This window comes from Ferruginibacter sp. (genome assembly GCF_028288465.1).
Taxonomy (GTDB): Bacteria; Bacteroidota; Bacteroidia; order Chitinophagales; family Chitinophagaceae; genus Ferruginibacter.
The window spans coordinates 72,701-95,117 of the sequence record NZ_JAQBNR010000064.1 but is presented as its reverse complement, the minus strand read 5'-3'; the positions used below and the strand labels follow the sequence as shown (position 1 = coordinate 95,117).

Annotated in this window: 22 protein-coding genes; 8 read left to right on the top strand and 14 right to left on the bottom strand. The window is 39.9% G+C overall.

Annotated features, from left to right (window positions below):
• The first annotated feature begins 391 nt into the window (after positions 1–391).
• Positions 392–877, top strand: a complete 486-nt coding sequence (locus JWR61_RS24660; RefSeq protein ID WP_290335828.1) for a YkgJ family cysteine cluster protein — start codon at positions 392–394, stop codon at positions 875–877.
• Between the two features lie 20 nt (positions 878–897).
• Here the strand turns inward: JWR61_RS24660 and JWR61_RS24655 are convergent, their stop codons facing one another.
• From JWR61_RS24655 to JWR61_RS24625, 7 genes are all read right to left on the bottom strand, one after another.
• On the bottom strand, positions 898–1,797 hold the full coding sequence (locus JWR61_RS24655) for an MBL fold metallo-hydrolase (protein ID WP_301930334.1): 900 nt from the start codon (positions 1,795–1,797) through the stop codon (positions 898–900).
• Positions 1,798–1,833: 36 nt separating this feature from the next.
• The gene (locus JWR61_RS24650; RefSeq protein WP_301930333.1) at positions 1,834–2,697 is read right to left on the bottom strand and encodes an NAD(P)-dependent oxidoreductase; all 864 of its coding nucleotides are present in this window, start codon (positions 2,695–2,697) and stop codon (positions 1,834–1,836) included.
• Positions 2,698–2,844: 147 nt separating this feature from the next.
• Entirely contained in the window at positions 2,845–4,074 is a 1,230-nt protein-coding gene (locus JWR61_RS24645) for an MFS transporter (RefSeq protein ID WP_301930332.1), read from the bottom strand.
• Positions 4,075–4,139: 65 nt separating this feature from the next.
• On the bottom strand, positions 4,140–4,772 hold the full coding sequence (locus JWR61_RS24640) for a deoxynucleoside kinase (protein WP_301930331.1): 633 nt from the start codon (positions 4,770–4,772) through the stop codon (positions 4,140–4,142).
• Between the two features lie 41 nt (positions 4,773–4,813).
• Entirely contained in the window at positions 4,814–5,293 is a 480-nt protein-coding gene (gene folK / locus JWR61_RS24635) for a 2-amino-4-hydroxy-6-hydroxymethyldihydropteridine diphosphokinase (protein WP_301930330.1), read from the bottom strand.
• Positions 5,286–5,747, bottom strand: coding sequence for an RES family NAD+ phosphorylase (locus tag JWR61_RS24630; RefSeq protein ID WP_301930329.1), 462 nt, complete (start codon positions 5,745–5,747; stop codon positions 5,286–5,288). The genes folK and JWR61_RS24630 overlap by 8 nt, the downstream gene beginning before the upstream one ends.
• Positions 5,744–6,202 (bottom strand): antitoxin Xre-like helix-turn-helix domain-containing protein, encoded by a 459-nt coding sequence (locus tag JWR61_RS24625; protein WP_301930328.1) that lies wholly within the window; start codon positions 6,200–6,202, stop codon positions 5,744–5,746. The genes JWR61_RS24630 and JWR61_RS24625 overlap by 4 nt, the downstream gene beginning before the upstream one ends.
• Before the next feature lie 104 nt (positions 6,203–6,306).
• On the opposite strand from JWR61_RS24625, the gene JWR61_RS24620 reads away from it, so the two are divergent.
• From JWR61_RS24620 to JWR61_RS24600, 5 genes are all read left to right on the top strand, one after another.
• Positions 6,307–7,419 carry an ABC transporter permease gene (locus JWR61_RS24620; RefSeq protein WP_301930327.1) on the top strand — a complete coding sequence of 371 codons (1,113 nt, stop codon included), beginning with the start codon at positions 6,307–6,309 and terminating at the stop codon, positions 7,417–7,419.
• Positions 7,410–7,958 (top strand): hypothetical protein, encoded by a 549-nt coding sequence (locus tag JWR61_RS24615; RefSeq protein WP_301930326.1) that lies wholly within the window; start codon positions 7,410–7,412, stop codon positions 7,956–7,958. The genes JWR61_RS24620 and JWR61_RS24615 overlap by 10 nt, the downstream gene beginning before the upstream one ends.
• A 142-nt stretch (positions 7,959–8,100) precedes the next feature.
• On the top strand, positions 8,101–8,664 hold the full coding sequence (locus JWR61_RS24610; protein ID WP_301930325.1) for an RNA polymerase sigma factor: 564 nt from the start codon (positions 8,101–8,103) through the stop codon (positions 8,662–8,664).
• A complete protein-coding gene (locus JWR61_RS24605; protein WP_301930324.1) occupies positions 8,651–10,279 on the top strand; it encodes an outer membrane beta-barrel protein in 1,629 nt (542 codons plus the stop codon). Before JWR61_RS24610 ends, JWR61_RS24605 begins: the two co-directional genes overlap by 14 nt.
• A gap of 164 nt (positions 10,280–10,443) precedes the next feature.
• Entirely contained in the window at positions 10,444–11,031 is a 588-nt protein-coding gene (locus tag JWR61_RS24600; RefSeq protein WP_301930323.1) for a hypothetical protein, read from the top strand.
• Here JWR61_RS24600 and queG read toward each other — a convergent pair.
• Positions 11,012–11,950 (bottom strand): tRNA epoxyqueuosine(34) reductase QueG, encoded by a 939-nt coding sequence (gene queG, locus JWR61_RS24595; RefSeq protein ID WP_301930322.1) that lies wholly within the window; start codon positions 11,948–11,950, stop codon positions 11,012–11,014. The two genes, JWR61_RS24600 and queG, sit on opposite strands and share 20 nt — an antisense overlap.
• A gap of 18 nt (positions 11,951–11,968) precedes the next feature.
• Positions 11,969–13,018 (bottom strand): serine hydrolase, encoded by a 1,050-nt coding sequence (locus JWR61_RS24590; RefSeq protein ID WP_301930321.1) that lies wholly within the window; start codon positions 13,016–13,018, stop codon positions 11,969–11,971.
• A 192-nt stretch (positions 13,019–13,210) separates the two neighbouring features.
• Here JWR61_RS24590 and clpB point away from each other — a divergent pair, with 192 nt between their 5' ends.
• On the top strand, positions 13,211–15,847 hold the full coding sequence (clpB, locus tag JWR61_RS24585) for an ATP-dependent chaperone ClpB (protein WP_301930320.1): 2,637 nt from the start codon (positions 13,211–13,213) through the stop codon (positions 15,845–15,847).
• Between the two features lie 254 nt (positions 15,848–16,101).
• Positions 16,102–16,671, top strand: a complete 570-nt coding sequence (locus JWR61_RS24580; protein WP_290335845.1) for a thioredoxin domain-containing protein — start codon at positions 16,102–16,104, stop codon at positions 16,669–16,671.
• A gap of 52 nt (positions 16,672–16,723) precedes the next feature.
• On the opposite strand, the gene JWR61_RS24575 is transcribed toward JWR61_RS24580, so the two are convergent.
• The 5 genes from JWR61_RS24575 to JWR61_RS24555 all read right to left on the bottom strand — a co-directional run bounded on the left by JWR61_RS24575 (position 16,724) and on the right by JWR61_RS24555 (position 22,311).
• On the bottom strand, positions 16,724–17,716 hold the full coding sequence (locus JWR61_RS24575) for a hypothetical protein (RefSeq protein WP_301930319.1): 993 nt from the start codon (positions 17,714–17,716) through the stop codon (positions 16,724–16,726).
• Positions 17,717–17,778: 62 nt separating this feature from the next.
• Positions 17,779–18,969, bottom strand: a complete 1,191-nt coding sequence (locus JWR61_RS24570) for a hypothetical protein (RefSeq protein WP_301930318.1) — start codon at positions 18,967–18,969, stop codon at positions 17,779–17,781.
• Between the two features lie 75 nt (positions 18,970–19,044).
• Positions 19,045–19,890: a type 1 glutamine amidotransferase gene (locus JWR61_RS24565; RefSeq protein ID WP_301930317.1), complete on the bottom strand. Its 846-nt coding sequence runs from the start codon at positions 19,888–19,890 to the stop codon at positions 19,045–19,047.
• A gap of 118 nt (positions 19,891–20,008) precedes the next feature.
• Positions 20,009–21,121, bottom strand: a complete 1,113-nt coding sequence (locus JWR61_RS24560; RefSeq protein WP_301930316.1) for a carboxylate-amine ligase — start codon at positions 21,119–21,121, stop codon at positions 20,009–20,011.
• A gap of 236 nt (positions 21,122–21,357) precedes the next feature.
• On the bottom strand, positions 21,358–22,311 hold the full coding sequence (locus JWR61_RS24555) for a RimK family alpha-L-glutamate ligase (RefSeq protein WP_301930315.1): 954 nt from the start codon (positions 22,309–22,311) through the stop codon (positions 21,358–21,360).
• Between the last annotated feature and the right edge of the window lie 106 nt (positions 22,312–22,417).

The window sequence follows — 22,417 nt, the reverse complement described above, 5'->3', positions numbered from 1 at the left end:
GCATCGCCCTCTTTTACTTTTTCAGCTACTGGGAACATTGCTCAGTGAGTAGGCAGGTTTCCTTTATATTTTTTCTCAACGGATTAAATATTGTGCAAACTGATTACCTGACTGATTTTGTAAGGTGCAAAATTACTGCATCATAACAATATTTGGTGTCAATATGTTCACACATTTAAAACTGTGGAAAACTGTGGAATAAACTGCTATTGTTATGTTTAAGCGAATGCTTAATAGTGAATTAGATAATATTATTCCCACCGTTTTTAGTTTCGCTTTTTTTGAGCGCATTATAAACCCAATTTCAGTTTGATGGCATTATGTTCGTTACTTTGCACGGGTGAACCAGGCAGATGTAAAAAAGAGCTGCACGATATTCACGGCAACCATTATGAGCGACGAACTTTTAAGAGCCTGGGAAAAAAAATCAGGTGACAGAAATAAATTATACAAGAATTACCTGCACCGTGCAGACAAAAACACCGTGCTGAAAGCCCTGCCGGAGCTGCATGAAGAGGCATTCAGCAAAGTCGATTGTCTTCAATGCGGTAATTGCTGCAAGGGATATTCGCCCCGCTTAAAAACACCCGATATTAAACGTATTGCCAAATATTTAAAAATGAAGGAAGGTGATCTGATCAACGATTATCTGCGGGTTGATGAAGATGGTGATTACGTAATGCGCACAGCACCCTGCCCGTTTTTAGGCGCCGACAATTATTGCAGTATCTACGAAGTGCGGCCATCCGATTGCGCCCGCTTCCCGTATACCAACGAAGATGTGTTGTTAAAAAGGCAACCCCTCACGCTGAAAAATTCCACCTTTTGCCCCATCGTTTACTATGTGCTGGAAAAGCTGATGGCAACTGCAAAATAAACCCGTCAATAAAATCAAATTTATTTGGCCATCAATTCTTCATAAGCTGCGGTCAAAGGCCTTTCAATGCCATCGCCCTTCCATTCAGGAGCACCGGGTATTTCTGTAGCTTTTAAAATTTCTTCTTTTGTTTTACCAGCTTTAATCTGTTCGCCCACAAACAATAACACTTTGCCCAGGTAATCCCTGAATGCCTTGATATCATCTTTGGTAACAATGATGTCGTAACCGTCAGCCGCATGGCCGCAGATAAAAGTTGTTTTGTTGCTGAAAGTTTTGTCAGCTTTTTCGAGCACCTGTATCCAGCTGGCAATATTGGCACCTGCAGAACGGTCCACAAATGGATGACGCCTGTTAAAAACCAAATCGCCTGTGTGAACAATGTTAGCTTTTTTAAATTGCACAAAGCTGTCGCCATTGGTATGCGCCGCACCAAAATAATGCATACAGATTTCTTCTTTGCCCACGGACTCACACCAGGTGGTTGAATAAGTGTGATCAGGATATAACTGCTGGTCTTCGTTCTTTTTTTCTTTGGCTACTCTTTCCTGGTTGCTTTTGCTGTTTTCATGTGCCAGCACATGAGGTACTAAACCTTTAAAAGATATATTGCCTGCGGTATGGTCGCCATGATGATGTGTATTAATCAATAACTGAAACGGCTGCTGGCTTCTCTTTTTCAATTCATCAATCAGGTGCTGCGATTGTTCAGGAAACTGCGAGTCAACAACAACTAAACCTTCCTTGCCAATCATAAATAAAATGGTGCCGCCTTTTTCTGTAAACACACCCATTGTGTCATTCAGCATTTTTATTTTCCACGCCGGGTCAGCTAAAAATTGCGCCAGTGTTTGATTGCTTAAAAAGGCCAAACCAGCCAAAGTAAGGCTGCTATTGCGGAGAAAGGTTCTGCGTTGCATAGTTAAGTTTTTATGATTTGAAGTTACGATTCATTTTTATTGATTGCTTTCAAGGTATTTTTTAATTGCCATTACATCTTCGTTACCAAATCCTGCCTGTTGGGCTTTGTTAAACGCATCATACAAGGGGGTAATCAACGGTGCATCCAGGCCGGCTTCTTTTGCCAGCCTTAAATCTTTTACCAAATGTTTCAGTGCAAAAGCAGCGGGATAATCATCGTTTAAAATAGAAGTGGATTTTAATTTTGTAATGCCGTTTGCACAAGCTCCTTCATTTATAATCGTAAGCATATCCTGTTTGCTGATACCATTTTTTTCTGCAAACAAAACGGTTTCAGCGAGCCCCTGCAGGTTTAAGGCCAGCAGATAATTAATGGCCAGCTTTGCTGTACTGCCCTTGCCGGATTCTCCCAGGAGCAAAGAAAGTTTACCCAACACATCAAAAACCGGTTTGGCTTTTTCGTAATTTTCAGCGCTGCCACCAACCAATATGATCAGTGTTCCATCCTGTGCAGGTTTAACGCTGCCCGATACCGGCGCTTCAATGAAACCTAATCCCAGCCTGGCGCAAATACCCGCCAGGTAACAGGATGTTTCGGGGGCAACTGTACTCATGTCGATGAAGAGCTTGCCGGGTTGCGGCTTTGATAGCAGTCCGTTTGTGCCTTCAAATATTTCTTTTACAGCAGCATCGTCTGACAACATGGTGATTATGATATCGCAATGTTGCACCAGCTGAGGCGGACTTTCAGCAGCACTTGCACCCGCTTCAACCAGTGCCTGTTCTTTACTTTTGGTACGATTGAAAACATTTACTTCAAAACCTGCTTTTAATAAATTGTTTACCATGGGTGTACCCATATTGCCCAATCCGACCCAGCCTATTTTTGGTTTACTCATAACTAAAATAACGGTGTGTTTAATTTTATTAATCGATAATGAATGCAAAATGGTTTACTACCACCTGAATTTTATCTGAAGATATTGGATAGCTGATTCCCTGTTAGCCCCAGGGTGCACAATTGAGATTGCAGCTGTTTTAGTAACTCAATACTCCAGTTTCTTTAATGATGGCGCCTTTATCCAGGTAGCGACGACTACCAAAATCGTCATGCAGCCACCGAATACTACAGAAGGAATAACGCCCATCAGCTTCGCGGCAACACCACTCTCAAACTGACCGATTTCATTGGATGAATTAATGAACATGGAGTTTACACTCAATACCCTGCCACGCAATTCGTCCGGTGTTTTTAGCTGCATAATATTGCCTCTCACCACAACACTCACCCCATCAAATATGCCACCTGCCACCAACGCTGCAAAGGAAAGCCAATACCATTTTGATAAACCAAAAAGAATAATGCACAATCCAAAACCAGTTACGGCCATAAACAATTTAATGCCTTGTTTCTTCTTCATGGGCTTTAGCGTAAGTGCTATTACCATACTGATAGAACCTATGTCAGACGCAGCATTGAGCCATCCAAAACCAATCGGGCCTACATGTAAAATATCTTTGGCATATACCGGTACCATGGCAACAGCCCCACCAAATAATACGGCAAACAAATCCAGCGTAATGGCACCCAATACTTCCTTGGTTTTAAAAACATATTTTAGTCCCTCAGCTACGGCTTCCAGTGTTTTCTTTTCCGAACTCATCCCCGGCGGTTTTGGCTTTAACCGGCTCAGTAATAAAAAGCCGGTGATGATGAGTGACGTTATGATAACGAATGTACCGGTAACATGCAGCCAGGCAATTAAAAAACCCGCGAGTGCATGCCCGCTGATGCTGGCGATTAGCCAGCTGGTAGAACTTAACTGTGATGCGGGAATCAACAAATGCTTTGGCACCAGCGATGCAATTATGGCGCCAAAACTGGGACCGGAAAAAGCCCTGATAGCACCGGTAATAAACACAATGCTGTAAATAAAAATAATGATCAGCTTGGTACCAAATTGCTGACTGAACCATTGCGTGGAGGTCCCGAGCAAAATAAACGTACACATGGCGTAAAGGGAAATCGTGATCAGCAGGAGTCGACGTTTTTCACTGCGGTCAATTACGTAGCCGGCATACAGGGCCAGGCCAATTGCGGGTATAGCTTCTGCAAGTCCTATCATGCCGATATAAAAAGCATCACCAGTTAATTCATACATCCACCAGCTTACCAGCGTGCCCATCATGCGTAACCCCATGATAAAAACAAAGCGCCCCATAATAAAATTCCGGAATTCTGTAATTTTTAAAACTGCGAGCGGATGATTTGCCAATGCTATTCTGGTTGATGTTATACAAATGTAAAAAACTAACAGGCAAGAACGTGGTATTGTTTAAATCAGGGAAGCGTAAGAAAATACTGGCCGTTTTCATATTCTTTATCCAATGCAGCAATAATAGTTTTCAGATGTTCGTCGTTACCCAAAAAATCAGCATTGGATGCATCTACAAAAATGGTTTTTATATGATGCTGTTTTATGTACTGTGTATAGGTTTCCTGTAATGAAAACAGGTATTCGTTGGCAATATTTTGTTCGTATACGCGATTACGTTTTTTAATGTGTTGCTGCAACACGTTTACCGGGCTGTGCAGGTAAATGAGAATATCCGGTTGTACAATTTGCGGATAAATGATATCAAATAATTTTTGAAACAACCTGAATTCTTCGCCCGGCAAATTTACTTTGGCAAAGAGCAGACACTTGGTAAAAAGATAATCTGCAATGGTAACATTTTGAAACATGTCCTTTGTTTGCAGCAAATCTTTTAATTGCTTATAGCGTTCGGCCATAAAAAACAATTCCAGCGGAAAGGCGTATTGCTGCTGGTTTTCATAAAACTTTGGCAAAAAAGGATTGTCAGCAAATTCTTCCAATATCAACCTCGCATTGTAATGTTTGCTTAACAAATGCGCCAGGGTAGTTTTGCCGGCGCCGATATTTCCTTCTATTGTAACAAAATTGTATTTCATATTTTCAAAGCCGAAAATAAGTGGATTATGCAGTTGAACAATTAAAACTTTTTAACATCCAACGGGTCAGCACAGGCCTGAAGCAACTGGTGCATTGTTTTATGGGATATGGGATGTTTAAAACCTGGTGACAATTCATTCAGTGGAATGAGGACGAAGCGCCTGTTTTCAATTTCCGGATGTGGTACAGTCAGTTTTTTTTCAGCAATAATTTCTTTGTTGAAAAATAAAATATCAATGTCAATAATACGGGGTGCATTCTTTGTTGTTCTTATCCTGCCCATGCTTTTTTCAATGAACAGCACAGCGTCTATAGTAGCAGCGGCTGCCAATTTCGTTTCTACCACAATCACCTGGTTTAAAAAATCGGGTTGATTGGTATTGCCCCAGGCTGCTGTAACATACAGGCTACTTTGACGCGTAACCTTACCTACTTTTTGGTTGATGTTTTTAATGGCTTTTTGTAATTGCAACCTGCTGTTACCCATATTGCTGCCGAGCAGTAAGTAAGTTTTATTCATCTTTTAAAAACAGTCTTTTATCGAACATAAACTTTTTAACGGCAACAATCTCCACTTTTTTAAAATCAGTATGCCTGGGATTCAGGATGAAATTATTTTCCTGGTCTACAACCGCAGAAGGAACTTTCAATAGCAAGGCTTTATTGGATTTTATAAATTCACCACCCATCCATTGTGTATAGCCAATATCATCTTTCCATATTGCTTTTAATTTAGCTGAAGCGATGATTAATGGTTGAATACTGTCGGGAATTTCAATGTTAATGAGGTGATAAGTTAAGGGAATGGTATAAGGATCAGCCCGTACCAATATTTCAAGCACGGCTAATGAAATATTTTCGGTTGTATAGATCACCGGTAAACCAACAGAATTCCACCTGCCGCCAAATAATTTGGCTCCGTTGCCGGAAAGGTCATTTTTATAAGTTTCGGTAGCCAGCCTGTATACAATCATGCCAGTATCCCGTGTTGGATTCTTCCTAATTGGGTTAACACCAGCTGAATGCCATAAGCGGTGGTTAAAGATTCAAAAGAAAGCGGGCCTTCCAGCATCAATGGTTTTCTTTTAAGCCAGTTGTAAAACAATTCAGTTTTGCCAAATGTTTTTTTTCCCTCATTGATGACCTGTGCAATTTGCATTGCCCGCTCTGCATTAATAGGGGCGAAACTGCCATTGTTTTTGGCATAGCGTTGCAGTGTGCGCTCGCTTATATGCAGTAAGGAAGCCCATTCCGCCTGGGTAAAGGGAGCTTTATCCGAAATTTTTTTAAATTCGCTGTAGGTAAAGTTTTTTACAGCCGGAATTATTTTTACTGACCTGTTGTAGCTTACTTCAGGTTCTTCCAGCTTGCTAACTTTGCTTTCGGCAGAAATCAAATTGTTTTTTTTTGGTTTATTTCGCTTTTCCATTATGCGTCATTTGTCATTAAAATTACGACAAGTGTCGCTAATTTTTCAAATTTTTTTTACAGCATTTTTACAAATAGCTTTACGCATTAAAATACAATTTTTTGATGCGTAAATACAGTCAGTTAACGGCCATGCTGGCGATCACCAGGGCGGGCCTTAAATCCATTTTCAGAAGTCCTTCTTCAGTAATTTTTGGTTTTGCTTTTCCTTTTGTATTTATCCTTGTGTTTGGTTTTATTGGCAATAACGCTGGAGCGCCGGTGTATAAAATCGCACTGGATAAAAGCTGCGATACCACCAATGCCTTATTTGATTCCATTAAGGCAAGCAACCGGATTAGGGTAGTGCGTTTTGATAATGATAAGGATTTGAGAGAAAGCCTGGTAAAAGGAAAAATTACGGGTATTTTTAACATTAGGAAAAACGAAACACCAATACCTGCTTACACGTATACCATTTCGACTACCAGCGCAAGCAACGATAAATGGCCACAGTTTATGCCCGTTGTAAATAATATTGTAAATACCATCAGCAATCAAAAATATGTTAACCGGCCAACTTTTGCAGTGCCCGATTTTGATTACAAGCGGGATGTGGAAGAAATTAGGGAATACAAAACAATCGATTTTATATTGCCGGGACAGTTGGGTTTTTCATTGCTGAGTTCGGGTGTATTTGGCGTGGCTTTTATGTTTTTTAATTTGAGAAATACATTGGTACTAAAGCGCTTTTTTGCAACGCCTATCAGCCGTACTTATATTATTTTGGGCGAGGGCCTGGCTAGAATAATATTTCAAATGCTGACTGCAATCGTAATCATTGTTGCCGGCCATTTTATTTTTGGATTTACATTAATTCACGGTTTGTTTACTTTACTGGAAATGCTGGTGTTGAGCTTTATAGGCCTGGTAGTTTTTATGGGTCTTGGGTTTATTGTAAGTGGATTGGCCACGAGCGATAGCACCATCCCTCCCTTTGCCAATTTATTGACGCTGCCCCAATTTTTATTGGGAGGCACTTTTTTTTCGGTGGAAGTTTTTCCCAAATGGCTACAGCCTATTTCTAATGCCTTGCCACTAACGCATTTAAATACGGCAATGCGGGCAGTTGCATTTGAAGGGCAGAATTTGTGGGATGTGAAAAATGAAATAGGTATTTTATTATTATGGGGCGTGATAGTATATGCTGTTGCTGTAAAAGTTTTTAAATGGGAGTAATTATGATGCGGTTTATAAAAGCTTTTCTTTTCGGAATCATCGGTTTGTTTATTGTAATTACGCTGTTATCGTTGTTGATATCTGGTAATGTAAGAGTATCCCGCGTTGTGATTATCAATACAGCTGATGCCGGTAAAGTATATAACCAGATTGCCAATTTTGATAACTGGAAAAACTGGCATCCAATTTTTACCATTGATTCAGCAAAAATTACCCGGCATATTCCTGCAATTGTAGGTAAAGATGCAGGTTGTATTATTTTGCATCGTGGTAAAGAGGTAGAAATCAAATCGATCACAGCCGATTCCAGCGCCGTGCGGTTTATGTTAAAATCGGAAGGCGAAAATGACATTGAAAATAATATTGTCTTCACTCAATTACCTAACCAACATGCTGTACAGGTGGAATGGCGAGCACTCACCCGTTTGAATTGGTACCCATGGGAAAAATTCTATGCTATATTTATGGATAAGATAACCGGCCCTGGTTATGAAACTGCCTTAAACGGGCTAAAGGACTATATTGAGAAAAATCCATGAGCAGCCATAATTGAAAAGCAATCTTCTAAGGAAAATTCTATATAAAATTTAAACTTCTTTCTCAAACAGTCCGGCTATTTAAATTATTTTACGTCCAATGCAACCCCTTGCTACAAATGCTTGTCAGGCTGGTGTAACACATATGATGGAGTATTCAGTATTGGTAAAAGATTGTCTTAAACAAAAACCAGTTGCCCAACAGCAATTGTATGACCATTTTGCGCCATCCATGCTGGGTGTTTGCTACCGGTACACCAAATCGCTCAGTGATGCAGAAGATGTGTTGCAGGAAGGATTTATAAAAGTATTTATGCATTTGGCCGACTATAAATTTAAGGGTGAGCTGGGGGGATGGATCCGCAGAATAATGGTTACCACGGCACTGAATTATTTAAAAAAAAATAAGCGTTACCGGCAGGAAATGGTATTTGCAGAAACCCCGTTGCACCCGGTATCAGATCAAAACCCGGCCATTGATTTAGATGCCCGCCAGTTGAGTGATTTGATCCGGCAGTTGCCGGCAGGTTTTCAAACCATTTTTAATCTGTATGCCATTGAAGGGTACACGCATGTGGAAATCGGACAAATGCTGGGCATCAGCGACGGTACTTCAAAATCACAATATGCAAGGGCAAGATATTTATTGATTGAGTGGATAGAAAAATATTCATCACTTCCAAAAAACGAACAGTATGCCGGAAAATGAATTTGAAAAAGAGGTGCAGCAAAAAATAGTTGGGTTAAAATTAAAACCCAATGATGAAGTGTGGCAAAATGTGGCCGGCGCAATAAACAAACGAAAAGGGAAGAGTAGAATTTTTGCGTTTATTTTATTATTGTTATTCTTTTCAACAGCGGGTCTTTATATTGTTTATAAAAACACGAAACAGAACGAAAAGTCAGCAATTGCAGTTCACGAAAATGTTTCCGGCAAGTCAGATACAATTCAATCTTCTGTAAAAAAAGAAGAAGCGCATTTGAAGCCGGTTGATGCCAGCAATGATAACGTACCAGCAGTTAAAGAGAAAATTGGTGATGATGAGTTGTTTTCGCAAAAGAAAGAAGAGGAGCAAACAACATCCTTAAATCAACCAGCATTGTCGAAGCTGCAGCCTGCCGGGGCAAGTATTGCGCAAAAGAAAGTAGGAGAGCTAACAACATCGTTAAAACAATTAATATTGTCGAATGAGCAGCCTGCTGCAAAAAAAATAATTACGCAAAACAAAAAAGAGACGATCATCAGAAATCAGTTCGGTATTGCTGATGTACCACAAAATGGCAGCGGAAAAATTCAATATAAAAAGAAACAAAAGTTAAAAACAAAAATCAGCAATGGATTTGTAGAAGTAGATCGAAGCGAAACAACGACGTTGGCAGGCAAGGAAAATAAAAATGTGGAGGATGATGTAATAACATCCCCGGCGGATTCAGGCCTTAAACATGTTACCGCTTTAACTGTAATAAGCTCACCCGATAAAAATATTTCATCCGAAAAAGACACTATCGCATCTTTAAAAACATCGCCTGAAAAAGCTAATGCAGTTGCAAAAAAATCAATACATATAAAGCAAACCAGCAAGTGGAAGTTGGGTGTCAATTTTTCTGCAGGCATTTCAGCAACAAATAACCAATACCTGGGAATTATTGGTTCATCAAACAGCGATGCCAATAAAGCTTACTATTCCGCTGATCAAATAAGTACGCCGGGTAACAACAGCCAGGCAGGCACGCCAGTTTATCGTCCTTCTAAAATAAGTTCAGGCGCTGGTATTATTGCAGGAATATTTGTTCAAAAAAATATTTCACCTGCAGCAATTTTATCTATTGGCTTAAATTATAAAATGTACAATACAACAATGACGGTTGGCAGCCAACTGGATAGTATTGTTCCGGCAAACAATTATTTGAACCTTAGTTCAGCTGCATATAGATTTTACAGAACAGGGGCATCATCCAACTATAAAAATCATTTTCATTTTATAGAATTACCAGTAGCTGTTAAAATCGCTCTAAATAAAAAACACAAAAGAGCCGCGTACCTAACTACAGGTATTGCCATTGCAAGGCTGATTAGTTCAAATGCATTGCAGTTTGATACAGCATCAGGCAAATATTACAGCAATAACAATCTGCTGAAAAAAACGCAGGCCAATGTTTCAGTCGGGGCTTTATTTAGTATGTCACGCATGACTAAAAACCCATTGCTGATTGGTCCTGAAATCAATTTTAGTTTAAATAAAATCGCCAGGGAGAATCTTTATGGCGGCCGGCACTACAGTTATTTTGGCCTTCGCCTTCAAAAAAACTTTGGTAAAAAATAAAGGTCTAAAAATATGGCGATCAATGCAACCTTGTAATTTATAATATTGTCAATTTTATAATTCGGCTGGCCAAAATCAATTGTTGTTTAGCGATTTGAGTTATTGTGTCAGCAATAAATAAAATATAAACCCGGTTTAATCACCCACTGTCACGCTCTAGATCCATGAAACTAAAAAGAATTTATCTGTCGGTAACATGCCTGGTTGTTTTGCTTTCTGCAAATGGCCAGCATGTTCCAAAATTGGCCCCTGCTAAATTCCAGAGCAGTCTGCAAACCGGACTATCTATTGGTCAAAAAGGTAGCAAACCCGCCTGGCTTGTTAATACTGTTAATGGCTTACAATACAAAAACTGGTTCGCCGGAATAGGCCTTGGTATTGACTATTACGGGTTAAAGCGAACGGTGCCTTTGTTTCTGGACGTTCAAAAAAATCTTTCTGTAAAACAAAATACTTTATTCTGGTACGTCAGCGGTGGATACAGCATTCCCTGGGTAATTGAAAGCCATAAGCCAGCCTATGCTAATAAATACGAGGCTACCGGTGGGTTGTTGTATGAAGCCGGTGCCGGTTATAAATTTTCTCTTTTTAATAAAACGAAGTTGGGTTTAAGTGCAGGCTATTCATTTAAGCAATTAAAGGAACAGTTTACTCCACCTTGTAATTGGTGCGAACTGGAAATTCCTCCACCCCAAACCAACAGTTATCAGTTCAGAAGAATTGTTATCAAGGTTAACTGGTGGTTGTTGTAAATTTAAGGTTGCGTTGAATGCCCTTAAATTTACTGCGCTTAAGCGGGGAGTTTTTAAAGATGAGTTTAAAACTTTCTTCCGTTAGTTCTTCCCATTCATTTACAGAAAAATCCAATATAGCCGGAATCGGAGTAAAGTTGATTTCGCTGTTTGGTTTACTAAACCGGTTCCATGGGCAAACGTCCTGGCAAACATCACAGCCAAACATCCAGTTATCAAACCTGCCTTTCATGGCCTCCGGTATCAACGCATCTTTTAACTCAATGGTAAAGTACGAAATGCATTTACTGCCGTCCACCACTTTATCGGGCAGTATCGCTTCGGTGGGGCATGAGTCGATGCATTTGGTGCAGGTGCCGCAATAGTCTTTGGCAAAAGGAGCATCATATTCCAGCTCCAGGTCGGTAATCAGGGTGGCGATAAAAAAAAAGCTGCCACTTTGTTTGTTAAGCAGATTCCCATTCTTTCCAATCCAGCCCAGGCCTGTTTTTTTCGCCCAGCTTCTTTCTAAAACAGGCGCACTGTCAACAAAGCCACGGCCGTTTATTTCGCCGATGTTATCTTTTATTTCCTGCAACAAAGTTTTCAACTTACAGCGGATTACTTCATGGTAGTCATTGCCAAATGCATATTTTGCAATTTTGGGAGCCATCGATTGTTGCTGTTGTGCGGGAAAATAATTAAGCAATACAGTGATTACAGATTTTGCACCTGGCACCAATTTTCTTGGATCAATTCTTAAATCGAAATGATTTTCCATGTACTGCATGGCGCCATGCATTCCTTTGTTGATCCACACTTCCAGCCGTCTGGCATCTTCTGTTAATTCAACTGCTTCGGCAATGCCGCAATGATCAAAGCCAAGCCTCTGAGCGGCTCGTTTTATAAATTGGGTATAGTCTTTTTTGTGAAGGTTCAATCTTGTTCTTTTACAACATTAGTTACATGCGGATGGTATTTCTTCATCGATGCGTTTCTTTATTTCAAGATACAGTTCTCTCTTTTGATCACTCAATAAGGATTTTACAAAAACAATACCTGCATATTTACGGCACTTGTCTACAAAAGGCCAGGTACCAAAAAGGCCAGGGCAGCTTACTACAGTACTGTTGCCCTTATCGTCCTGTTCCTGTATCCATTCGCCCAGCCCGTACTCAAATCCTTCTGCTGTTTTTGGTATATATACTTTGGGGACATTGGCAGTTTGTACAGTTTGCATTTTTTCAATAGCCGCTTCACTTAAAATTCGTTTGCCATTGAAAATACCTTTGTTCAAAATCATCGACAAAAAATTAATATAATCTTCAGGTGTGGAAGCTGCACCTCCGGAAGGATTAGGTGCATCCGAATCGCCTTCAAAAGTGGTGTGCTTCATATTCAGCGGGCCCAGAATTCTTTGCTTCATTAGCATACCAAAATTCTTTTTGCCAACCACTTCCACTACCCTTGCCGCAATATTTAAACCGATAGTGCCGTAAGCGAAAGTTGTGCCCGGGTTAGCCGCTATCTCCCTTTTTGCAAATGAATTTACTTCCTCTTCCAGCGACTCGAACTTTCTGCGTTCCAGAATTTTTGCAATCATGTGCTGGTTATCGGTGATGCCGGTTTCGTGCGCCAGGCAATTGCGGATAGTAATATACGCTTTGCCATAGGTTTCATATATGGGCAAGTAAGTGCTTACCTTATCATCCAGTGAAATTTTTCCTTCATCAACAAAGCTCATTACCAGGGCTGCTGTCAGCCATTTGCTGCAACTTGCTATGGGTGCCTGGCTTTTCAGCGTAAAATCCCCGACGGCTTTCTGATAGACAATTTTGCCATCCTTGTAAACAACTGCTACCAGGTCTTTGCCCAGCGCTTTTTGATTGGAAGTGAGAAAAGCATCTACGCCGCTAAAATTATATTGGCTTTTTGTAAGCAGACAGAGTAGCAGAAAACTCAATACCAGCATGAATTTTAGACAGTTAGAACTAATTTTTTGCGCCATATTTTCCTGTAATTTAAATTGGATAGAGATTTGACAATTTTTATAAAGTTATTCGAAATTGTCTATCCTGTAATCGGATGTTGAATTTGAATGACTTATTTAACAATCTCCAAAATCTTTATTTCAAAAAAATGGTGATTCGAGGGGATGCATTCTTTTAATTACATTAATAACTAAAATAAATTTTACAATATGAACCTTAACAATTTCACCATTAAAGCCCAGGAAGCTGTTGCACAGTCACAGCAATTGGCTTTCAATAATAAAAACCCCAATATTGAAACAGAGCACTTATTGAAAGCTTTGTTAAGCGAAGAAGATTCGCCCATAGAATTTTTGCTGAAGAAAAATAATGTAAACGTAAATTTTGTAGAAACAAAAACGGACGAAAGCATTAATAAGTTGCCGAAGGTGCAAAGTGGAGAGCCTGCCCAATCCGTAAGCAGGGACATGAACAGCGTGGTGCTGCGTGCAACCAGCGCATTGAAAACTTTTGGCGATGAGTTTGTAAGTGTTGAATATTTATTGCTTGCGATATTGCAGGGAAATGATAACAGCGCCAAGTTGCTGAAAGATGCCGGATTAACAGAAAAGGGATTGATTGCAGCAATCAAAGATTTGCGTAAAGGATCAACCATTTCTTCTCAGACAGAACAAACCCAGTTTAATGCATTGAATAAATATGCGAAGAACCTGAATGAAATGGCAAGGGCCGGAAAGTTGGATCCTGTGATAGGCCGCGATGAAGAGATACGGCGTACACTCCATATTCTATCAAGAAGAAGTAAGAACAACCCTATCTTGGTAGGTGAACCCGGTGTTGGCAAAACCGCTATAGCAGAAGGGTTGGCCATGCGCATTGTGAATGGTGATGTGCCGGAGAATTTAAAATCAAAAATTATTTATGCGCTGGATATGGGCCAGCTGATTGCGGGTGCCAAATACAAGGGAGAATTTGAAGAAAGATTAAAAGCAGTAGTGAAGGAGGTGGCCGGTAGTGACGGAGATATCATTTTGTTTATCGATGAAATACATACACTGGTAGGTGCTGGTGGCGGTGATGGCGCAATGGACGCTGCCAACATTTTGAAACCTGCTTTGGCACGTGGAGAGTTAAGGGCAGTTGGTGCCACAACATTGAATGAATACCAGAAATTTTTTGAAAAAGACAAGGCACTGGAACGCCGTTTTCAGAAGGTGTTGATTGATGAGCCAAGTGTTGAAGATGCGATTTCTATTTTAAGGGGATTGAAAGACAGGTATGAAACCTATCACCACGTATTAATAAAAGACGAAGCCATTATAGCGGCCGTTGAATTATCGCACCGCTATATTACTGACCGTTTTTTACCGGATAAGGCCATTGACCTGATTGATGAAAGTGCGGCCAAACTTAGACTGGAAATGAATTCAATGCCGGAAGAGCTGGATAAACTGGAACGGCAGATTCGTCAGCTTGAAATTGAAAGAGAAGCCATTAAAAGAGAAAATGATGCAACGAAATTAAAAGAGCTGAACACGGAAATAGGTAACCTGGCTGTTGAGCGGGATACTTTTAAAGCTAAATGGCAGCAGGAAAAGGAAGTGGTCGAAAAAGTACAGTCAGCTAAAAGCGAAATTGAAAACCTGAAATCTGCAGCTGAAAAAGCTGAACGGGAAGGAAATTATGGCCTTGTTGCAGAAATAAGATATGGTAAAGTACAACAGCAGGAAAAGATCATCCAGGAACAGACAGCTCTGCTGGATGAGATCAGTGAAAAGCGTTTGTTGAAGGAAGAAGTGGATGCGGAAGATATTGCTGTAAGTGTTGCGAAAGCTACCGGTATCCCGGTAACTAAGATGTTGCAAAGTGAGCGGGAAAAATTATTGCACCTGGAAGAGGAATTGCATAAAAGGGTGGTAGGCCAGGATGAAGCCATTGAAGCAGTAAGTGATGCGATCCGCCGCAGCAGGGCAGGCTTGCAAGATCCCAAAAAACCGATTGGTTCATTTATATTTTTAGGTACTACCGGTGTGGGTAAAACAGAGTTGGCAAAAGCATTGGCAGAGTATTTGTTTGACGATGACAGCATGATGACCCGTATTGATATGAGTGAGTACCAGGAAAAGCATTCTGTGAGCAGGCTGGTAGGTGCACCTCCGGGATATGTGGGTTACGATGAAGGCGGACAATTAACTGAAGCGGTTAGGCGCAAACCTTACAGCGTGGTTCTGCTGGATGAAATTGAAAAAGCGCATCCGGACGTTTACAATGTTTTATTACAGGTGCTGGATGATGGTCGCCTGACCGACAATAAAGGCAGGATAGTGAACTTTAAGAATACCATAGTGATCATGACCAGCAACATGGGAAGTCATATTATCCAGGAAAATTTTGAAAAGGTAAATGATGAAAATAAAGAGGAAGTTGTAGAAAGCACAAAAGCTGAAGTCCTCAGCCTGTTGCGTCAAACCATCCGGCCGGAATTTTTAAACCGCATTGACGAAGTAATTATGTTCCAGCCGTTGATGAAAAAGGAAATCAGGGGAATTATCCGGATTCAATTGGATAACCTGAAAGATCTGGTGTCAAAGTCCGGAATTCAACTGGAATTTAGTGACTATGCGCTCGATTACCTGGCCGAAAATGGGTATGACCCACAGTTTGGTGCAAGACCCTTGAAAAGGTTAATTCAAAAGGAAATCGTAAACCAGTTGAGCAAGCGGATTTTGATGGGTGATATTGATAAAACCAAGCCGGTTCTGGTGGATGTTTTTGACGGCGTGGTAGTTTTCAGAAATGAAGTGATTGCAGATAAGAATAAGGAAAATGCGGTGAAAGCTGGTTAATTTAAAGTTATTTAAGATGAAGGCTGGGTTGGTAAAAGATTGAAAATCAGCCTTGTGGATAAACTGTGAACGAATAAAGTTTGGACGGTAGTAAAAAAAAGGGCAAAAAATATTACCTTCAAGCGCTTACACAACCTTTTTGAGGACGTATATATTATAAAAAAGGTGAAAACTTTTCTTCGGAATTGGTTGTTATAACAGGTCATAATCCAGGTAAGCAATGTGGGATATGACATAAAAATAAAAGATATATTATGGCATTTAAAAAAGAGGTGGTTGAAATTATTGAACCGAGAGATGTATTTGTTGGCGATATCAATGCTCCGGTAACATTGGAAGAATTTGGTGAATATGAAAGTGAAGTATGTGCAAAAGCCAACGAAGTAGTAAAACAGTTGCTGGAAGAATATGAAGGGAAAGTACGTTTTAATTTTCGTCATTTTCCAATGACAAATATTCACCAGCGTAGCTTAAAGGCTGGCGAAGCCGCAGTAGCAACTGCACAAGACGGCAAGTTTTGGGAAATGCACAATATTCTTTTTGCTAACCGCAGAAACCTTGGCACAACCAGTTTAAAATTGCATAGCAGGGAAGCAGGTGTACAAAACAAACGTTTTTTGGATGAACTGGTAAATGCTACTTATGGATGGCAGGTACAGGGAGATATGAGAGAAGGTATTAACCGTGGAGTAAAAGACGTACCTACTTTTTTTGTAAACGGCGAACGTTTTACAGGTAAAGTAACATACGATGAATTAAGCAAAGCAGTAGAAGCAGCTCTGAAAAAAGTTAAGAAAAAAGTTCCTGCAAAAGTAAAAGCATAAAAAGAAGCCCTGATAGTTTTATCGGGGCTTTTTTTATGCTATGGAGCTTTCGCTATTTTACCGAGCCCATCCCAAATACCAGGTTTTCAAGGTTATGCTCATCAAAATAAGTCTGGCAAATTTTTTCAGCTTCAACGAGCAACTGCTCCAATTTGGGTTGTTTGATACCCAACAACTGGTAAGTCTTTTTTAATGCGTCGGCATCAGATAATTCTGTTGATTGCTGTAAGGCTTCTTTCACAGCTATCACATGTAATCCCCTGTCTTTGATTTTTCCCAATGCGTCAATCATCCAGCTAAGTGCATAAAAATAATTCTGTTCCAGCAATAAAAAATAGGTAGCATCACCGGCATCGGGCATTTTGTTGTAGGGCGAAGTAGTAATTTCTTTGGTTAGATATTTGGCAAGGTGCTTCGGCATTTTTTTATTTTTAGATAATTGAATGCTGCCACGCAAAGCCTGCGGATAAATGCTGAGCCAACGCAGTTTTCGACGTAATTCATGCACTTCTGATTCTATATCGCTAAAATGGTATTTCTTGTTTTGTATAAATTCAGTAATGGCATAAATTGAATTTCCGTAAAATTCGTTGATGGCGTTTATTTCAGGTTCCTCCTCCAGCCAATCAGCTTTGTCAAGTTTCCTTTGTATTTTTTTTATGCGGATACCGCCGACCGAAAGCCATTCTTTTTCAACCAGTATTTCGTTTAGGCTTTGTATTTTTTCCCTTGTTTGTGCTTGCAGGTAACTGGTAATACCGGCAGGTATTTTTTTATTTAGGCTGACATCTTTTGCGATGTTATCATAATAGTCAATTGCACCCAGGGCATCTTCCAGCAATTTAAAATGTACCTGTAATTTTGTAAATTTTTTTGGGTTATTTACCGATGTATACAGCTTAGCCAATCCTTCCAACATGAAAAGTGGTGTACGGGCATCATTTTTATACAGCCACAATGCCGGGTTTTTTTGTTTGGCAGCTTTATCAAGCAGAGTTTGTAAGAGACTTAGATAATATAAAAATCTGGCAGGTCCTTTTTTCATTATTAAGTTTTTAATCTGTTAGTATATAAAAAAGCACGTAGGTCAATAAAAAAATGGATGTATCATCTTTCAAAAAAAGCTACCGTTCCGCCTACCCAGGTTTTATCTGCATTGTAACGGGTGCCAATCATTTTGCCTTTACTCAGCCGGGCCAGGTTGTGAACGGCAATAGGTCTGTTCCATTCTTTTTTCCAAAAATAAAATAATCTTATTTCTGCTTTTGCAGGTACATCGGGTGTTTCAATCACATCCGCGTATTTTACTTTGCGCTGTAGTATCCAGTTTTCGGGATCCGTTATCTTATTTATATCGGCGATAGTAACATCAATGATTACGCCCATTCCCGCAAAAGAAAACAACGGCTTCAGCACATAATTTTCCAGGTCTTCTGGTATTTGGTTTAATTTGTTGAGATAGAAGGTTGGAGGAACGTAAGGGTTATCAATCAACGGCAATGTGTATTTGCTAACGCGGTAAAACCAATTCGGATGTGGTATCCACTCCACGTTCCAGGGATGGGCGATATCAATTGTATTGTCGGGATATTCCTGCTGGTACAGGTCATCAAAAATGAGCCGGTTGTAGATTTTTTTTATCAGTGTTTTCTTTCCATCCAGTTCATAAAATAACTGGTCTCCTTCACCTATTAACTTAGTCAGGCACACCGTTTTAATCCCCAGCATATCTTCCGTACAATAAAAATCAATGCGTGTTTTTTGCTGCTCCGGATAAATCTCCAGCAGGATAACATTTTCGGCGTTGCAATCCCCAACAATAATTTCCTTCAAAAGCTGCAGGTAAGTTGTTTCGTTGTAGCCGTTTAAATACGCATCATAAGTAGCCGGAAGTTCTGCATAGGTCTTTGTTATAGCCGAATGAAAAGCCTGGAAAGCAAATAGTGTAGGGAATCCCTGCATTTCAATTAGCTGCGGCTCCAATGTCCCATTGGTAGTTTCGCAGATGCCAAAATCAAAAGCAATAAATTCAGGATGGTCTTTTTCATCGGCTGCGACCACACTGTCAGGAATCGCTTTTTGAGTAAGTAACTTAAAGTTGGGGGCTGTAATAATATCAACTATGTCTTCGCAGGCATCCAGCATTTTTTGTGTAAAATCTTTGGGAATAAAAACGGGTGTTTCCGCAATTCTGAATTCCAGTGCTCCGGGGTGCAAATTTTCTAATTGCTGTAAAAAAGCTGTGTATTTTTCTTCAGAAAAATTATCATTAAACTTTCGCCTTAATTCTCTCTGCATGATCGGTATGATTGATACTATTTTATTGCTTAAAAATAATCATAATACCATAGTTTATCACCAATTATGACGGAATTATATTTCCACGGGTTGTAAACTTTGTACAGCTATTTGTAAAAAATTAGGAAGGATATGTTCGTAGGTATAAACAATTTTATCAGGGTCGTTCAATTGTTCAATCATACTGCTCCATTTATCATGACCGTAATTTTCAATCACGGTTTTCTTTTTATCTTCTGTTTGCAAATGCATGCTCATACCAACAGCATCTGCTTCCGGGTGGAACTGGGTACCAATCATGTACTCGTTAAACCTAACCGCCATAATCGCTCTTTCCAGCTGTACATGCGGCCTTTCTTTTTCTATGGCGAGAATGGTGGCGCCTAATTGGTGAAGGGTATTGTGTTTAGGTTCAATTACCTGGAAATCCCTGCTGTCCACCGCATAAAAAGGATCTTTCATTTCTTCAAAAACAATTTCTCTTTTACCATCTTTTAATAAATGAACAGGAAACACACCAAACGAAGTACTCTTTCGCTGACAAACGTTGCCAATATTATAATGCCTGCATGCTAACTGAAAGGAATGACAGATAAAGAATACATATTTTTTTTGGATGTTAGCCTCATTTGCATTCCATTTTTCAATGGTATGAAGCCAGGTAAAATATACTTTTTCCCACTCGCTGCCTTCGCTGTCCAACGGACTACCAGGTCCGCCACTGGAAATAAATATATCGTATGAAAGATCGGGAACTTCATTTTTCTGACGAACGTCAAATTCATCCCAACTTATTTCGAGGTTATTAAAATCACTAAACTGGTTGATTATTTCACGGATACAGCGCATTCCCTGATTGGGAACTCCCTCATATAAATCAAGAATAGCTATGCGAAACTGCTTTTTTTCTACTAAAGACATGGCGCAAAATTAATAAAATTTTGTCGGTTTTATCCTTCAGGCAGGTTGTAGAGTATTCTCGAAGTAATGCTGTACCTGGATAAAAGTTGCAGATAATCGATTAAACCTTGTTGAATTGCTAAATGCCGGCCAAAAAATTACCCTGGATGTAATCCACCACTTCAACAAGATTTTTATTTTGTTCATATACCTTCAGCTGCCTGTCTGCACCTGTGCCCTGTTCAAGCATATTGTGCACATAGTTGATGGCGTGGCGGCTGCCTAACTGCGGCACTACATCATCTATAAAATCGAGTAATTCGTAAATAAGTACCCTTGTATTGACTTCGGTTTCCTTACCAAAATCAATCATGCTGCCATCAATACCATAACGGCTGGCCCGCCATTTATTTTCGTTTATCAGTGCCCGCGAGTATGTCATAAAATTGAGGTTCTGGCTACGCAGCTTATACAGCTTGGCGCACAATGCCTGGAAGAGTGCCGCGATGGCAATGGTTTCCTGCACTGTCATAGGTATATCGCAGATACGGAATTCTACCGTGTTAAAAAAAGGATGTACCCTCAGATCCCACCATATTTTTTTTGCATTATCAATGCAGTTTGTCTTTACCAGTAATTTTATATAACTCTCATAAGCTTCAATGCTTTCAAAATAATCGGGTATACCTGTTCGTGGAAATTTATCAAATACTTTTGTACGGTAAGATTTATAACCTGTTTTTCTCCCTTCCCAGAAAGGAGAGTTGGTGCTTAACGCATACACATGTGGCAAAAAATAACGGGCCGAATTGGCGATATGAATAGCCATCTCCCTGTTTTCCATCCCTACGTGCACATGTAAACCAAAAATAAGGTTGCTGCGGGCAGCTTCCTGCAACTCGTTTACAATTTCGTTGTAGCGGGCATGGTCTGTAATTAGCTGGCTTTCCCAATGGCTGAAAGGATGCGTACCGGCCGCACCCAGTTTGAGGCCTAAGCTCTCGCCAATGCCACTGATTGTTTTACGCAGTGTGGCCACATCCACGAACGCCTCATCAATGTCCTGGCAAATATCTGTACCCACTTCTACAACTGCCTGGTGCATTTCTGCTTTCACCTTATCCTTGATAATTTTATGGCCTTCCTGAACAATCCGTTGTTCATGGCTTTTTAATTCCCTTGTCTCCGGGTCAAGTACCATGTACTCTTCTTCAACACCAATAGTAAATCCTTTGTATGATAAGCTCGCCATGTTGGTTGATAATTGCTTAGTTGATAATTGGTAATTGCTTAAATGATAATTGATAATTCTTTAAAATTGAAATGTATGCACTTGCACATCACACTTTCCTTTTCTGGTTTTAAAGTATGAATAATCTTCAATCAAGAATGGGGGAATAATAAAAAACTGCCAGCTTTTCAGGTCAGCCCATTATCCATTATCAATTAAAAAAATTATCCACCAAATCTATCCATTAAAACTATCTATTAAAAAAGCGGTTGCTTCGCTGCGCTTCTTTTTATGTATTCGCCCCACGTTAAATTATCTGCACCATCTATTTGTGCCTGGGCTTTTTCGATGGCAAATGTTGCAGCTGTTTCCACTACCCATTCAAAATTTTCTTCGCCCACACTGGTTCTTTCCGCGTCGGGTGCAGGGTTGCAAAAATCAATGGCATAAGGCACGCCATCCCGCAATGCCAGTTCAACCGTATTAAAATCATACCCCAGGTAGTGATTGATACGCAAAACAATATCCGTCATTAATTGCAGCTTTTCTTCCGAAGGTTTAAAATCGGCTACATAACGCAAGGCATGCACGTTGCGTGGTTCGTACGGCATAATGCGAACATACTTTCCACCAATGCAGTAACAACGGTAATATTCTTCAAAAATTATTTCTTCCTGCAGCATCATTACCAGTTCGCCTGTTTCGCCATGTTTATCAAAAAAATCATGTTGATCATTTAATTTATAAACACTTTTCCAGCCGCCACCTGCAAAGGGCTTCATGTAAGCCGGAAAACCAACATAGTTAAAAATGCCTTCCCAGTCGAGCGGATAAGCCAGGTTACTAAAGGAGTCTCCCGTGGTATCCACCGGCAATTCCCTTGAGGGCAGAATCACTGTTTTAGGGACCGGGATATTTATTTTTGTAGAAAGGCAGTTGTTGAAAAATTTTTCGTCTGCACTCCACCAAAAAGGATTGTTTATGACCGCTGTACCACAAAGCGCAGCATTTTTTAAAAAGGCCCTGTAAAAAGGCACGTCCTGAGATATACGGTCGATAATAACTGCATAACCACTACTTACACCCTGTATCACTTTATCTATTTTAACCGGCTCAGCAACAATGCCCTCAATATTTTTGCTGTTTACCCTTTCTACAAAAGCATCGGGAAAACTTCTTTCCTTTCCATGTAAAATGCCTATTTTTTTCATAACTGATTTTTAAAAATGACTGCTGATTTTAAATCATTGGTAAACAGATCCATATCTAACCCAATGTATTTTTTTCGCCTGAATTTTCCAAATAATACTTGCAGGT

What these genes read in the sequence shown, in the direction of transcription:
- JWR61_RS24660 (WP_290335828.1), top strand. Translation starts at nt 392, where the DNA reads ATGAGCGACGAACTTTTAAGAGCCTGGGAAAAAAAATCAGGTGACAGA.
- JWR61_RS24655 (WP_301930334.1), bottom strand. Translation starts at nt 1,797, where the DNA reads ATGCAACGCAGAACCTTTCTCCGCAATAGCAGCCTTACTTTGGCTGGT.
- JWR61_RS24650 (WP_301930333.1), bottom strand. Translation starts at nt 2,697, where the DNA reads ATGAGTAAACCAAAAATAGGCTGGGTCGGATTGGGCAATATGGGTACA.
- JWR61_RS24640 (WP_301930331.1), bottom strand. Translation starts at nt 4,772, where the DNA reads ATGAAATACAATTTTGTTACAATAGAAGGAAATATCGGCGCCGGCAAA.
- folK (WP_301930330.1), bottom strand. Translation starts at nt 5,293, where the DNA reads ATGAATAAAACTTACTTACTGCTCGGCAGCAATATGGGTAACAGCAGG.
- JWR61_RS24630 (WP_301930329.1), bottom strand. Translation starts at nt 5,747, where the DNA reads ATGATTGTATACAGGCTGGCTACCGAAACTTATAAAAATGACCTTTCC.
- JWR61_RS24625 (WP_301930328.1), bottom strand. Translation starts at nt 6,202, where the DNA reads ATGGAAAAGCGAAATAAACCAAAAAAAAACAATTTGATTTCTGCCGAA.
- JWR61_RS24620 (WP_301930327.1), top strand. Translation starts at nt 6,307, where the DNA reads ATGCGTAAATACAGTCAGTTAACGGCCATGCTGGCGATCACCAGGGCG.
- JWR61_RS24615 (WP_301930326.1), top strand. Translation starts at nt 7,410, where the DNA reads ATGGGAGTAATTATGATGCGGTTTATAAAAGCTTTTCTTTTCGGAATC.
- JWR61_RS24610 (WP_301930325.1), top strand. Translation starts at nt 8,101, where the DNA reads ATGATGGAGTATTCAGTATTGGTAAAAGATTGTCTTAAACAAAAACCA.
- JWR61_RS24605 (WP_301930324.1), top strand. Translation starts at nt 8,651, where the DNA reads ATGCCGGAAAATGAATTTGAAAAAGAGGTGCAGCAAAAAATAGTTGGG.
- JWR61_RS24600 (WP_301930323.1), top strand. Translation starts at nt 10,444, where the DNA reads ATGAAACTAAAAAGAATTTATCTGTCGGTAACATGCCTGGTTGTTTTG.
- JWR61_RS24590 (WP_301930321.1), bottom strand. Translation starts at nt 13,018, where the DNA reads ATGGCGCAAAAAATTAGTTCTAACTGTCTAAAATTCATGCTGGTATTG.
- clpB (WP_301930320.1), top strand. Translation starts at nt 13,211, where the DNA reads ATGAACCTTAACAATTTCACCATTAAAGCCCAGGAAGCTGTTGCACAG.
- JWR61_RS24580 (WP_290335845.1), top strand. Translation starts at nt 16,102, where the DNA reads ATGGCATTTAAAAAAGAGGTGGTTGAAATTATTGAACCGAGAGATGTA.
- JWR61_RS24575 (WP_301930319.1), bottom strand. Translation starts at nt 17,716, where the DNA reads ATGAAAAAAGGACCTGCCAGATTTTTATATTATCTAAGTCTCTTACAA.
- JWR61_RS24570 (WP_301930318.1), bottom strand. Translation starts at nt 18,969, where the DNA reads ATGCAGAGAGAATTAAGGCGAAAGTTTAATGATAATTTTTCTGAAGAA.
- JWR61_RS24565 (WP_301930317.1), bottom strand. Translation starts at nt 19,890, where the DNA reads ATGTCTTTAGTAGAAAAAAAGCAGTTTCGCATAGCTATTCTTGATTTA.
- JWR61_RS24560 (WP_301930316.1), bottom strand. Translation starts at nt 21,121, where the DNA reads ATGGCGAGCTTATCATACAAAGGATTTACTATTGGTGTTGAAGAAGAG.
- JWR61_RS24555 (WP_301930315.1), bottom strand. Translation starts at nt 22,311, where the DNA reads ATGAAAAAAATAGGCATTTTACATGGAAAGGAAAGAAGTTTTCCCGAT.